Annotated in this window: 12 protein-coding genes; all 12 read right to left on the bottom strand. The window is 62.9% G+C overall.

Features of this window, described 5'->3' with window-relative positions:
* The 12 genes from accD to EKH55_RS16010 all read right to left on the bottom strand — a co-directional run bounded on the left by accD (position 1) and on the right by EKH55_RS16010 (position 12532).
* Positions 1-915 carry an acetyl-CoA carboxylase, carboxyltransferase subunit beta gene (gene accD / locus EKH55_RS16065; protein ID WP_151611808.1) on the bottom strand — a complete coding sequence of 305 codons (915 nt, stop codon included), beginning with the start codon at positions 913-915 and terminating at the stop codon, positions 1-3.
* A gap of 49 nt (positions 916-964) precedes the next feature.
* Positions 965-1804: a tryptophan synthase subunit alpha gene (gene trpA, locus EKH55_RS16060; RefSeq protein ID WP_069458908.1), complete on the bottom strand. Its 840-nt coding sequence runs from the start codon at positions 1802-1804 to the stop codon at positions 965-967.
* 4 nt (positions 1805-1808) lie between these two features.
* Positions 1809-3029, bottom strand: a complete 1221-nt coding sequence (gene trpB, locus EKH55_RS16055; protein WP_069458907.1) for a tryptophan synthase subunit beta — start codon at positions 3027-3029, stop codon at positions 1809-1811.
* Entirely contained in the window at positions 3026-3700 is a 675-nt protein-coding gene (locus EKH55_RS16050) for a phosphoribosylanthranilate isomerase (protein WP_069458906.1), read from the bottom strand. The genes trpB and EKH55_RS16050 overlap by 4 nt, the downstream gene beginning before the upstream one ends.
* A 197-nt stretch (positions 3701-3897) precedes the next feature.
* Positions 3898-4653 carry a M48 family metallopeptidase gene (locus EKH55_RS16045; protein ID WP_069458905.1) on the bottom strand — a complete coding sequence of 252 codons (756 nt, stop codon included), beginning with the start codon at positions 4651-4653 and terminating at the stop codon, positions 3898-3900.
* A gap of 126 nt (positions 4654-4779) precedes the next feature.
* Positions 4780-5196: a DUF2852 domain-containing protein gene (locus EKH55_RS16040; protein ID WP_069458984.1), complete on the bottom strand. Its 417-nt coding sequence runs from the start codon at positions 5194-5196 to the stop codon at positions 4780-4782.
* Between the two features lie 200 nt (positions 5197-5396).
* Positions 5397-6671: a polyhydroxyalkanoate depolymerase gene (phaZ, locus tag EKH55_RS16035; protein WP_069458904.1), complete on the bottom strand. Its 1275-nt coding sequence runs from the start codon at positions 6669-6671 to the stop codon at positions 5397-5399.
* A 230-nt stretch (positions 6672-6901) separates the two neighbouring features.
* A complete protein-coding gene (locus EKH55_RS16030; RefSeq protein ID WP_151611807.1) occupies positions 6902-7738 on the bottom strand; it encodes an amidohydrolase family protein in 837 nt (278 codons plus the stop codon).
* Entirely contained in the window at positions 7735-8754 is a 1020-nt protein-coding gene (locus EKH55_RS16025; RefSeq protein ID WP_069458902.1) for a zinc-binding alcohol dehydrogenase family protein, read from the bottom strand. Before EKH55_RS16025 ends, EKH55_RS16030 begins: the two co-directional genes overlap by 4 nt.
* A 42-nt stretch (positions 8755-8796) precedes the next feature.
* The gene (locus tag EKH55_RS16020; protein WP_069458901.1) at positions 8797-9774 is read right to left on the bottom strand and encodes an ABC transporter permease; all 978 of its coding nucleotides are present in this window, start codon (positions 9772-9774) and stop codon (positions 8797-8799) included.
* Positions 9775-9813: 39 nt separating this feature from the next.
* Positions 9814-11355, bottom strand: a complete 1542-nt coding sequence (locus EKH55_RS16015; RefSeq protein ID WP_151611806.1) for a sugar ABC transporter ATP-binding protein — start codon at positions 11353-11355, stop codon at positions 9814-9816.
* Positions 11356-11542: 187 nt separating this feature from the next.
* On the bottom strand, positions 11543-12532 hold the full coding sequence (locus tag EKH55_RS16010) for an ABC transporter substrate-binding protein (protein WP_069458899.1): 990 nt from the start codon (positions 12530-12532) through the stop codon (positions 11543-11545).
* Between the last annotated feature and the right edge of the window lie 165 nt (positions 12533-12697).

The following is a 12697-nucleotide window of genomic DNA, read 5'->3' as shown; positions in this document are numbered from 1 at the left end:
TCAGGCCCTGGCCGCGAGCGGCAGCACGGACACCTGGGCGGTTTCTTCGCGCTTTGCGGCTTCCGCGGGTTTCTTCATCAGGATCTTCAGGACGCGTGCCAGCGTCTCCGGGAGGTCGTGGCGCCTGACCACCATGTCCACCATTCCGTGCTCCAGGAGATATTCGGAGGTCTGGAAGCCGTCGGGCAGCTTCTCCCGCAGGGTCTGCTCGATCACCCGCTTGCCGGCAAAGCCGATTTCGGCGCCGGGCTCGGCCATGTGGATGTCACCCAGCATCGCATAGGAGGCGGTGACACCGCCGGTCGTCGGATTGGTGAGCACGACTATATAGGGGAGGCCTGCTTCCTTGAGCATGTTCACGGCGACCGTGGTGCGCGGCAGTTGCATCAGCGACAGGATGCCTTCCTGCATACGGGCGCCGCCAGAAGCCGGAAAGATGACCAGCGGGCACTTCTCCGCGATCGCCCGTTCGAAGGCCTTGACGATCGCTTCGCCCGCCGCCATGCCGAGCGAGCCGCCGATGAAGTTGAACTCGTGCACGACTGCGACGAGCTTCATGCCATGGACGAGGCCGAGGCCGGCGACGATCGTGTCTTCGAGTTCGGTCTTGGCACGGCTGTCGCGCAGGCGATCGATATATTTCTTCGAATCGCGAAACTTCAGCGGATCCTGCGCCACCTTCGGCTGCGGCAGAGCCTCATAGATGCCGCCGTCGAACAGGTCCTTCAGACGTGCCTTGGCCGGCATCTTCATGTGGTGGCCGGATTGCGGGATGACCCACTTGTTCTCTTCGAGATCGCGATGGAACACCATCTCGCCGGTATCAGGGCATTTGATCCAGAGGTTTTCCGGAACTTCCCTGCGGCCCAGCATCGAATTGATCTTCGGCCGAACGTAGCTTGTGATCCAGTTCACTTATTGACTCCTGAAGATGTCCTTCGAATTGCGCGCCAATATAGGCGGATTATTCGGCTGCCGCGAGTCTTGCCGCCCGGACGCCCGCCGAGAGCCCCCGCACCAGCGCCTCGACGCCCGGCACCGTCGCTTCGGTCGCATGGCCGTCTTCCGTCAGGCTCGAGGCGATCTGGTTGACGATGGCCGTGCCGACCACGACGCCATCGGCCGATGCACCGATCACCCGCGCATGCTCCGCAGTCTTGACGCCAAAGCCGACGCAGACGGGCAGATCGGTGTGCGACTTGATGCGTCCGACCGCCCCGGCGATCAGCGACGGATCGGGCAGGGCCGAGCCGGTGATGCCGGTCATAGAGACGTAATAGACGAAACCGGAGGTGTTCTCGAGCACCTTGGGCAGACGGCGATCGTCGGTCGTCGGCGTCGCCAGGCGGATGAAGCTGATGCCCTTTGCGAGCGCCGGAATGCAGAGCTCGTCATCCATTTCCGGCGGCAGGTCGACGACGATCAGCCCGTCGACCCCGGCCGCGACTGCATCGGCGAGGAAGCGCTCGACTCCGTAAATATAGATCGGGTTGTAATAGCCCATCAGCACGATCGGGGTGCCCTGATCTTCCACCCGGAAGCGCCTGGCAAGCTCCAGCGTCTTGGCAAGCGTCTGACCGCCCTTGAGGGCACGCTGGCCGGCGAGCTGGATCGCCGGACCGTCGGCCATCGGATCGGAAAAGGGCACGCCGAGTTCGATGATATCGGCACCCGCCTTCGGCAGTGCCCTCATGATCGCCAGCGACGTTTCGAAATCCGGATCGCCGCCCATGAAATAGGTGACGAGCACCGGGCGACCCTCGGCCGCAACGTCGGCGAACCTCTGTTCCATGCGTGCGGTCATGTCGTTATTGCCCCATACCCAGAAGTTTGCCGACGGTAAAAATGTCCTTGTCGCCGCGACCGGAGAGATTCATCAGGATGATCTCATCTTTGCCCATTTTCGGCGCCCGCTTGATGACCTCGGCAAGCGCATGCGACGGCTCGAGCGCCGGAATGATGCCTTCGAGGCGGGTCAATGTCTGGAAGGCCTCGAGCGCCTCATGGTCCATGATCGGCACATATTCGACGCGGCCGATATCGTTGAGCCATGCGTGCTCCGGGCCGATGCCCGGATAGTCGAGGCCCGCCGAGATCGAATGGCCCTCCTTGATCTGTCCGTCGCCGTCCTGCAGCAGATAGGTGCGGTTGCCGTGCAGCACGCCCGGCGAGCCGGCCGTGATCGAAGCGCAATGCTCATCGCCGCCGAGCCCCTTGCCGCCGGCTTCGACGCCGACAATGCGGACGCCGTCGTCGTCGAGGAAGGGGTGGAAAATGCCGATCGCGTTCGAGCCGCCGCCCACGGCCGCGACAACGAGGTCGGGCAGCCGGCCTTCGGCCTTGATGATCTGCTCCTTGGCCTCCTGGCCGATGACCGCCTGGAAATCGCGAACCATTTCCGGATAGGGGTGCGGACCGGCGGCGGTGCCGATCAGGTAGTATGTGCTGTCGACATTCGTCACCCAGTCGCGCAGCGCCTCGTTCATCGCGTCCTTGAGCGTACCGTGGCCGGCCGTCACCGGCTTCACCTCGGCGCCGAGGAGCTTCATGCGGAAGACGTTCGGCGCCTGCCGCTCGACGTCGGTGGCGCCCATATAGACGACGCAGGGCAGGCCGAAGCGCGCGGCGACGGTGGCGGAGGCCACGCCATGCTGGCCCGCACCGGTCTCCGCGATGATGCGGGTCTTGCCCATGCGCTTGGCAAGCAGGATCTGGCCGATGCAATTGTTGATCTTGTGCGAACCGGTGTGGTTCAGTTCCTCGCGCTTGAAATAGATCTTGGCGCCCCCGAGTTCGGCCGTCAGCCGCTCGGCGAAATAAAGCGGGCTCGGGCGGCCGATATAATGGGCGCCGAGTTCTTCAAGCTCCGCCTTGAAGGCGGGATCGTTCTTCGCCTTGTTCCATTCATCCTGGAGATCGAGGATCAGCGGCATCAGCGTTTCTGCCACGAAACGGCCACCGAAAATGCCGAAGCGGCCGTCCTCGTCGGGTCCGGCTCTGAAGGAGTTCGGTTTAAGCGGCTGATTCACGTCTTGCTCCCTGATCGTGGCCGTTCGGCTTCGGCGCGGCGAACCGCATCGAAAAACGCATCCATAAGCTTCAAATCCTTGACACCCGGCGCGCTCTCGACCCCGGAGGAAATATCGACGGCACGGGCGCCGGTCAGCGCCAAGGCCTCGCCGATATTCGTTGCATTCAGCCCACCGGAAAGCATGTAATCCACGCTTTCGTCAAGCGCCTCCAGCAGCCGCCAATCGAAAGAAACGCCATTGCCGCCGGGCAATTCCGACCCGGCCGGCGGCTTGGCGTCGAAGAGGAAGCGATCGACGATCCCGAGATAGGGATCGATCCGGTCGAGATCGGACGCCTCGCGGATCGACAGGGCCTTCATTACCGGGAGACCGTAGATCGCCTTGATGGACAACACCCGCTCCGGGCTCTCCTGCCCATGAAGTTGCAGGATATCCGGATCGAGCGCGGAGACGATTTCGTCGAGGTCGTCGTTCTCCGCGTTGACGGTGACGGCGACGATCTTCGCTCGGTCGCGAATCCGCTCGGCCAGCCGCCCCGAATCGTCGGGCTCGATGTTGCGCGGGCTTTTGGGGAAGAAGATGAAGCCCGCATGCGAGGCGCCAAGAGCCACCGCATGCTCCGCGGCTTCCGGGGTCGTCAATCCACAGATCTTCACTTGCGTATTCATGGGATGCGACCTTGCACGAAACGCGCCGCGAGTCGAGAAAAACCGTTTTATTGCCGAGCCTATCGGGAGCGCCGTTGCGCGGGGCGCATCTTCGCTTTCGGGATCTTACCCGGTTGCGAGGAAACCGTGCCGCCGGCGGCGACTTTTCCCTTATCCGCATCCGCTTAATTGCCGGGACAATTCGGCCAGGCCCTCGTCTAACCGAAATCGATCGCGTGCAGCATGGTGCCGTTGCGCTTCAGCCAATGCCGGGCGTCGCGGGTATCCGGGCACAATTTTTCGCAGAGCGCCCAGAAATCCGGTCCGTGATTCATCTCCTGGAGGTGGGCGACTTCATGGGCTGCGAGATAGGCGATCACTTTCGGCGGCGCCATGGCGATACGCCAGGAAAAGCTCAAGTCTCCTTCGGCGGAACAGGATCCCCAGCGGCTGCGGGTGTCCTTGAGGCTCAGCGAGCGCACCGGGCGGCCGATCCTGCCGGAATAGACGGCAACGAGCCGCTCCAGTTCCAGCCGCGCTTCCTTCTTTAGGAAATCGGCGATGCGCCGGCGCAGGTGCTCTTCCGCCCCGCCGACCCTTAAGATCGCCTCGTCGCCGAGCGTCACCGCCTCCGTCAGCCCGCGAATGCGGCCAGTCCGCTCGATCCGGTGGCCGACCCCACGAATGAAGATTATTCCGCCATGCCCGATCTCGCTCTCGCCGGAAAAGCGCGCGAGCCTGGTCATCAGCCAGCCCTGCTGGCGGGTGAGGAATGCGCTGACTTCGCGTTCCGGCAGACCCTCGGGTACGGTCAGCTTCAGGGCCCGGCCGCCCGGCTCGATGCGCAGCGTCATCCGCGTCGCGCGCGCATTCTGCCGGATGGTCAAGGGCAAAACTTTGCCGGCCACCGCGATCTCCCGCGTGACTTGAGCCGGCGTTTGACCGCCGCGGCGCCGCTTGAAGGAAGCAAACATGAAAGCTGTTTAGCCGATTCGCGGCGCCGTTTACATGCACGACCGCCTGGTCTTTCCGCAATCGCGGCGATCGAGGCGCAAATATTCCGGCGTCTCCTGTGAAACGCCGGACAAGAGCCGGCAGGATCAGCCGGCCGTGGCTTCCGGCGTTGAGCCGTTCCGGCGCTCGCGCATGAAGCGGTCGAACTCTTCCTTGTCCTTCGCACGGCGGAGCTCGCGCACATAGGAGTCGAATTCCTCGCGCATCTCATCGAGCTTGCGGCGCTCTTCGTCGAGCCGGGCAAGTTCCGCCTCGCGCCATTCGTCGAAGGCGACGTTTCCGGTCCGGTGATGGGCCCAGTGACGGCCCTGATTTCGACGGAAGCCGGCGCACATGCGGTCGACGCTATCGTTGGCGTCCTTCTTGAAAGCCTTCAGCTTGTCGCCAAAGAGAATATAGGCGAGCATGGCCAATCCCAGCGGCCAGAACACAATGAAGCCGAGCACCATCAATGCAATGGTCGCAGGCGTCCAATCCGGACGGATCAATGCAGATTGGTTCATCTTCAGCATACCTCGCAATCAGCGGGCCGCCCGTTGCGGCCCGATGAAAACGATGTGGGAAAGACCGTCTGGGTCTGCAAGATCGTGGCGTTCGAAATCGGTCAAGCCCTTGACTCCAAGCCACAAAATCATTACGGCGCGCGCCCTCCGCACGGTCGCGGAAGGCGCCTGCGGCGCCGCGACGCTGATTCGACCACAGGTCAGGCCGACTTGCCGCCCTTGATGACGCGCTTGACGGGCTTGGCGTAGCGCGAATGCTCGCGCTGGAAGGCAACGATGCGCGGCGCAATCTCGCGACGGAACCGTGAGCCGTTGAATACGCCATAGTGGCCGACATCCGGCTGCATATAGTGCTGACGCATATGTTCGGGGATGTTGGTGCAGATCGTCTGCGCCGCCTGCGTCTGACCGAGTCCAGAAATGTCGTCGTTCTCTCCCTCGACGGTCAACAACGCCACCTTGCGGATCGCCGTCGGGTCGACGCGCTTGCCGCGATGGACCATCTCACCCTTGGGAAGCGCATGATGCATGAAGACGACCTGCACGGTCTGCAGGTAGAACTCGGCGGTCAGGTCCATGACGGCCAGATATTCGTCGTAGAATTCGCGATGCTTGTCGGCCGCATCGCCATCGTTCTTGACGAGATGGGCGAAAAAATCCTTGTGTGCGACCAGGTGCCGATCAAGATTCATCGACATGAAGCCGGAAAGCTGCAGGAATCCGGGATAGACCATGCGCATGAAGCCCGGCTGCGGCCACGGCACCGGCATGATGACGTTGTCGCGGAACCACTCGACCGACCGCTGTTCCGCCAGTTGGTTGACGCCGGTCGGATTGATGCGGGTGTCGATCGGTCCGCCCATCAGCGTCATCGAGGCCGGCGACAGCGGATCGTTTTCCGCTTCCATCAGAGCAGTCGCCGCCAGAACCGGCACCGCCGGCTGGCAGACGCCGACCACATGCGTATCCGGTCCGAGGAAGTGCAGGATCTGAATGATGTAGTCGATATAGTCGTCGAGGTCGAAGGTGCCCTCACTGAGCGGCACCATGCGGGCATCCATCCAGTCGGTAATGTAAATATCCGAATTCGGCAACAGCGCTTCGACGGTGCCACGGAGCAAGGTGGCATAGTGGCCGGACATGGGGGCGACGAGCAGCACCTTCGGATCCGCTTCACGCCCGGCAGGCAGCGAACGCTCAAAATGAATGAGGTTACAGAAGGGGGCGCGCCAGACGATCTTTTCGCGGACCGGCACCGGCCGGCCGTCCACGATCGTTTCCCGAAGGCCGAATTCCGGCTTGCCGTAACGGCGCGTTGCCCGTTCGAAAACCTCCAGCCCCGCGGCCGCGGCACGGCCGAAATAGGTGTGCGAGACGGGGTTCATCGGGTTCTTGAAGGCCAGCCGCATGGCGTCCGCCGCCGTACGCCAGGGTGCCATCATGGCATGGTTCATTTCGTAAAGCTGATAGAACATGGGAACGCGTACCCCCTTTAATCAATCGATGACGGCGCCGCTCCCAGTCCGACGCAAGCTTGCGATTGTTGGTCATTGGTGTCCGCAATGACTTGCAGACTACCACGATTTTTGTGCAGTGCAACAAAAACACCCCTCTCCCTATGGGGGCTCCTATTGGCGAATCACTCCGTAATTCCGACTTTGCTCAAATAGCATGGTCGATACTTCCCGACCATGATGTTCGTACCTCAGGGCGTGGTAATCCCATAGAATCTTGCGGCTGTCCCGGCGAATACCGCCTGTCTCTCGGACTCCGTCCTCGCAGCGGTCAGGGCTCGAGCGGCGGCAAACCACTCGGCATAGCCGGCCTCGAGCAGCACCACCGGCCAATCGCTGCCGAACATGACGCGATCGGCACCGAAGACGTCGAGGAGATGCGACGCATAGGGGCTGAGCCGCTCCCTGGACCAGGCTCCGCCCGCTTCCGTCACCAGTCCGGAGAGCTTGACGTTGACGTTGGGGCGAAGCGCGAGCGACGCCATGTCGGCACGCCACGGCTCGATCCTGCCCTCGGCAATGAAGGGCTTGGCACCGTGGTCGACGACGATCGCGAGTTCCGGCAGCCGGTCGGCGAGCGCGGCGATCACCGGCAGATGACGCGGCTGAATGAGCGCGTCGAAGCGGACGTCCAACCGCGGCAGCGCTTCGAGGGTCGCGATCACCTCCGGCCGCAGGATCCACGCCGTTTCCGCAATGCTTTGCAGCATCGGCCGAATGCCTTTGAATTTGCTGTGGCGCCTTAGCCGCTCGACCTCGGAAACGGCATCGGGGGCGAAGAGATCGACCCAGCCAACCACGGCGGCGACCGTCTCTTCCCGCTCCGCAATCGCAAGCAGGAATTCGGTTTCCGCGACATTGGGCGCCGCCTGCACGAGGACCGTGCGGGTGACGCCCGCCGCCGCCAGATGCGGCTTCAGGTCATCCGGGCCGAAATCGCGGTAGATCGGTTCGAGATCCGGCCCCGGCCAGTCATTGTGGCCAAGGCCGAGTGTCCAATAATGCTGATGCGCGTCGATGAAGTTCATGGGGCGACCGCGATCACCGCCTTCACCAGGCCGGTCTTGTCATGGGCCCAACGCGGCAGGTCGGTGACCGCCGCCGCGAGCGTCGTCCGGTGTGTGATCAGCGCCTCAACGGGTACGAGGCCCTTGCCGATCGAGGCGACGACGTGGCCGAAATCCTCGCGCGTCGCATTGCGACTGGCCACCAGGGTCATTTCGCGTTTGTGGAACTCCGGGTCGGAAAAGCGGATCTCGTCCTTGACGACGCTGACGAAGACAAGCGTGCCGCCATGGGCGACATACGAGAAGGACCGCATCATCGATGCGCCATTGCCCGTGGCGTCGAATACGACATCGAAGCCCTCGTCGTCCGTCGCCTCCGCGATCGCCTTCTCCGATCCCTCGCTGGCGAGAATCCCCCGCGAAAGGCCGAGCCTTTCAGCGGCGAAGGCCAGGCGTTCGGCGCTCGTGTCGAGGAGCGTCACTGCGTGCCCGGCAATCCCCGAGAAAATTGCCGTGCCGAGGCCGATCGGGCCGGCGCCGATCACCAGTGCGCGGCTACCGGCTGCGGTGCGCGAGCGCCTGACGGCATGGGCGCCGATCGCCAGGAACTCCACGGTCGCCGCCGCCTCCACGGAGAGCTCGTTCGCCGGATAAAGGTTCTCTTCCGGCACTACGATCTCCTCGCAGAAGGCGCCATCGATATGGACGCCGAGGACTCGGATCGAAGCGCAGCAATTGGGTTTGCCCTTGCGGCAGGCAATGCAGCTTCCGCAGGCGATGTAGGGATTGACGACGACCAGTGTCCCCGGGACGAGCGCAGAACCCGCACCCGCCTCGATCACCGTTGCGGAGATCTCGTGACCCATGACCCGCGGATATTCGAGAAAGGGATGCTTGCCCTCGAAGATGTGGTAGTCGGTGCCGCAGATGCCGACGCGGCGGACGGCGAGGCGCACCCAGCCCGGGCCGGGCGCCGCCGGACGGCTGCGTTCGACGACTTCCAGGCGGCCAGGTTCCGGGCAGATGACGGCTTTCATAGAGCGCTCCGAAATTTGATCGATCCTGCCATTAATCACCGGTCATCGCGATCCGCGGCGGCGGAGCTGGTCGAAATAGACGATGACGATGATCAGCAGGCCGGTGACGATGCGCTGCCAGAACGAGTTGACGTTCAGGAGGTTGGCCCCGTTGTTGATCGTCGCCAGGATGAAGGCGCCGAGCAGCGGCCCATGGACCGAGCCGACGGCGCCGAAGAGGCTGGTGCCGCCGATCACCGAGGAGGCGATCGCCTGCAACTCCCAGCCCTCCGCCTGGGTGGCGTTGCCGATGCCGATGCGCGAGGCGAGCAACAGGCCAACAAAGGCGGCGCAGGTCGAGGACAGGATGTAAGCGAGGTAAATCGTCCGATCGACGTTGACACCGGAAAGGCGCGCTGCCTCCCTGTTCGATCCAACGGCGAAGAGATAGCGGCCGAAGCGGCTTAAGTGCAGGAAGACGTAAGCAGGTATGGCAACGACGATCACCATCCAGAAAAGGCTCGGGACACCGAGAAAATCAGCGCGCGAGAAATTCGTGAAAGCATCATTGGTGATGGAAATCGTCGAGCCGTTGGTGATGAGCAGGCCGATGCCGCGCAGCGAAGTCAGCGTCGCGAGCGTGATGATGAAAGGCGGTAGCCCCATCCGGACGATGCCGAAGCCGTGGAACAGGCCAATCAGAACGCCGATCGCCAGCGTCGCAATGATCGCAAGCCAGAGGGGCACGCCGGCGGCGAGCAGCCAGGCGACGATGACGCTCGCGAAACCGACGACGGCCCCGACCGACAGATCGATGCCAGCAGTGATAATAACGAAGGTCTGGCCGACCGCGAGGATCGCCGTCATCGCCCCCTGACGAAGCAGATTGCTGATGTTGTTCGGCGTCCAGAAGGCGTTGGTCGCCAGGCCGAGCGCCAGCCAGAGTGCAAGCAGGAGACCCAGAAGGGTCAACCCGAACAGGATGCTGACGCCCCTCTTCGGCGTCGGTGCCGTACTGCCTTCCACCGTTTCCACACTCATTGTTCCCTCCCTGCAGTCCTTGCAAACTTCAATAGATCGTCACGCGTTGATCGCCTGTGCCAAGACTTCCTCGTGGCTGGCAGCCCGGTAGTCATGACTGGCGACCAGCCGGCCCTGCCGGAAGACGTGCAGCCGGTCCGCAAGCTCGTAGACTTCCGGCAGGTAGGAGGAGATCAGAATGATTCCTGCCCCGCGCTCGAGCAACCGGGCGAAGAGACGGTAGATCTCCGCCTTGGTGCCGACATCGACGCCGACAGTTGGCTCGTCGAAGATGAACAGCGTGGCGCCATGGCTCAGCCATTTGCCGATCACGATCTTCTGCTGGTTACCGCCGGACATGGCTGAGGCGAGCACCCGCCGCGAAGGTGTCTTGATCTGCAGGTCGCGAATCTGTCGATCGGCATTCGCCGCTTCCTCGGCGCGATTGATGGTGATGCCGCGTGTCAGTTTGCGAAAGACCGGCAGATTGATGTTGAGCCCGATCGGCAGATTGAGGCAGAGCCCCTGATCGCGGCGGCTCTCCGGAGCCAGCGCGATGCCGAGCTCCATGGCCTTGCGCTCGTTGTCAATCGCGACTTTCCGGCCCTGCCAGTGGACTTCTCCGGCGCTGATTGGTTGGCGACCATAGAGCCCAAGAGCGAATTCGCTACGTCCTGCACCGATCAGGCCATAGAGACCGACGATTTCGCCTGCCCTGACCGAAAGCGATATGTCGCTGAAGCCAGGTCCTGAAAGACCGCGCGTCTCGACAATCGTGTCGCCAAAGGGAAAACGCTCCTTGTGATAGATCTGCTCGATGCTGCGGTTGATCATCAGGGCGATCAACTCGTCCTCATTCGTCTCGCCAATGGGACGCGTGCCGACATGCGTGCCATCGCGCAGCACCGAAACGCGATCGGCGAGCTCGAAAACTTCCTCCAGCCTGTGGCTGATATAGACGATGGTAACGCCGTCGTTCTGCAGCCGGCGGATAAGACGGAAAAGCTGTGCTGATTCCTGCCGTGTCAGATAGGCCGTCGGCTCGTCGAAGATCAGGAAGCGGGTGCCGCGCATGGCCGCACGCGCGGTCGCGACCAACTGCTGCTGGCCGATCGTCAGGCTGCCGAGCGTGGCATCGGCCGGCAGGTTGAAGCCGAGGTCGTCGAGAACGCCCTGGGCCGCATCCGTCATGGCGCGCTTGCGCATGAGACCGGTGCGGTTGATCTCGTCGCCGAGGAACATGTTGGCGGCGACGCTCAGATGCGGGCAGAGCACCACCTCCTGGTGGACGGCGTTGATGCCGCGCGCGATCGCCTCATTGGGGCTCGCAAGCTGCACGGGCTCGCCGCACCAGCGCACCTCGCCGCCGGTTCGCGCAATGACGCCCGTCAGAAGCTTGATCAGCGTCGACTTTCCGGCGCCGTTCTCGCCGACGATGGCATGGATCTCTCCGGAGACGAATGTGATGGTCGCGGGCTTCAGCGCCTGGACGGCGCCGTAGTTCTTCTGCAGACCACTTAATTCGAGGATCGGCTGCCCCCGCGGCACGGCCGCTTCCAGCTCGCCCTCATGCCGGTGGCTGACCTCTTGAAGCCCAGTCATGTTCACCTCCTCGGTTTCGAGCTGCGACGGCTCGGCTCCTCGTCACCGGGCCGCCGCGCTTGAGTGCTTGAGTTTCGCGCGGGCGCGCTGTCAGTTTCGTTCTTCGCATCGCGTGAGGAAGGCGCTTCCCCCTGCCCCACAAGCCAGTCCGGGTCGTGGCGCAGGTAGCGCCGCGACCCGCGCAGCGTCAGTTGACCTTCGGGTTCAACAGGGCATCGATCTTCGGGTCAGACATGTTTGCCTTGGTGACGAGGTTGGCGCCGGTGTCGACATTGGCGTCGACCTTCTCCCCCTTCGATGCGGCAAGGGCCGTCTTGATGCCATCATAGCCCATGCGGTAGGGATCCTGCACGACCAAGCCGGCGAGTACACCTTCCTTGAGGAAGCTGACCGTCTTGTCGTCGCTGTCGAAGCCGATCACCTTGATCTTCTCGCCGAGCTTGTTCTCCGCGATCGCTTGGCCGACGCCCTGCGCCATGATCAGGTTGGAGGCGAAGACGCCGACGAGGTCGGGATTGGCGGTGATCAGGTCGGTCATGATGTTGAGACCGGTGGTCGCCTGACCATCGGCATATTTGTCGGCCACGACCTTCAGACCGGGATACTTGGTTTTGACCTGATCGAGAAAACCCTCGCGGCGCTGGTCGAGTGATCCGACACCGGGCAGGCTGGTGATGATGGCAATTTCGCCTTCCTCCTTTCCGGTCGCTTCCTTGATCGCCGCAGCAAGACCGTCCGCGGCGATGCGGCCGCCCTGGACGTTATCGGTCGTCAGGAATGAGGTGAAGGCCTTTGAGTCGGCACCCGAGTCGATGCCGATGATCGGCACGGCCTTGGCGGCCTCATCGATCGGCTTTCCGAGTGCCTTGAACTCCGTCGGCGCGATCACGACGGCTGCCGGTGCGCCGGCGACGGCGTTTTCAAGAATGCTGATCTGGCCGTTGATGTCCGATTCCGATTGCGCGCCGAGCTCCGGCACGTTGACGCCGAGATCCTTGCCCGCCTGCCGCGCACCCGCGAGCACGATCTGCCAATAGAAGGATGTGGTGTCCTTCACGATGATCGGAATGGTGACGTCCTGTGCGAACGACGCCGCTGGCGCCGTGGCGGCCAAGAAGGCGGCGCCGGCCAACACGTTGAAGGCACGACGGGAAAGAATACGTTTTGCGATGCTCATCAGGTTTCTCCTCTCAACTACACCTTGTTCCGTTATCGAGAACGATCCGCCAGGTGCCCGCGGACCGTCTTTTATAGATAAAAAACATTTCAGCACGCTAATGCGGCCGATCCGAATTTGCAAGCCCCTTTGCATTCTCCCGCTACTGCGTTCGTCCGAACGCAA

The organism is Sinorhizobium alkalisoli (assembly GCF_008932245.1).
Classification (GTDB): Bacteria; Pseudomonadota; Alphaproteobacteria; order Rhizobiales; family Rhizobiaceae; genus Sinorhizobium; species Sinorhizobium alkalisoli.
The sequence above is the reverse complement of the archived record's forward strand: the minus strand, read 5'-3'. Positions and strand labels throughout refer to the sequence as shown.

Bases quoted from the DNA above. Each gene is read 5' to 3' on its own strand.
- trpA (WP_069458908.1), bottom strand. From the start codon at position 1,804: ATGACCGCACGCATGGAACAGAGGTTCGCCGACGTTGCGGCCGAGGGT.
- EKH55_RS16050 (WP_069458906.1), bottom strand. From the start codon at position 3,700: ATGAATACGCAAGTGAAGATCTGTGGATTGACGACCCCGGAAGCCGCG.
- EKH55_RS16045 (WP_069458905.1), bottom strand. From the start codon at position 4,653: ATGTTTGCTTCCTTCAAGCGGCGCCGCGGCGGTCAAACGCCGGCTCAA.
- EKH55_RS16040 (WP_069458984.1), bottom strand. From the start codon at position 5,196: ATGAACCAATCTGCATTGATCCGTCCGGATTGGACGCCTGCGACCATT.
- phaZ (WP_069458904.1), bottom strand. From the start codon at position 6,671: ATGTTCTATCAGCTTTACGAAATGAACCATGCCATGATGGCACCCTGG.
- EKH55_RS16030 (WP_151611807.1), bottom strand. From the start codon at position 7,738: ATGAACTTCATCGACGCGCATCAGCATTATTGGACACTCGGCCTTGGC.
- EKH55_RS16025 (WP_069458902.1), bottom strand. From the start codon at position 8,754: ATGAAAGCCGTCATCTGCCCGGAACCTGGCCGCCTGGAAGTCGTCGAA.
- EKH55_RS16020 (WP_069458901.1), bottom strand. From the start codon at position 9,774: ATGAGTGTGGAAACGGTGGAAGGCAGTACGGCACCGACGCCGAAGAGG.
- EKH55_RS16015 (WP_151611806.1), bottom strand. From the start codon at position 11,355: ATGACTGGGCTTCAAGAGGTCAGCCACCGGCATGAGGGCGAGCTGGAA.
- EKH55_RS16010 (WP_069458899.1), bottom strand. From the start codon at position 12,532: ATGAGCATCGCAAAACGTATTCTTTCCCGTCGTGCCTTCAACGTGTTG.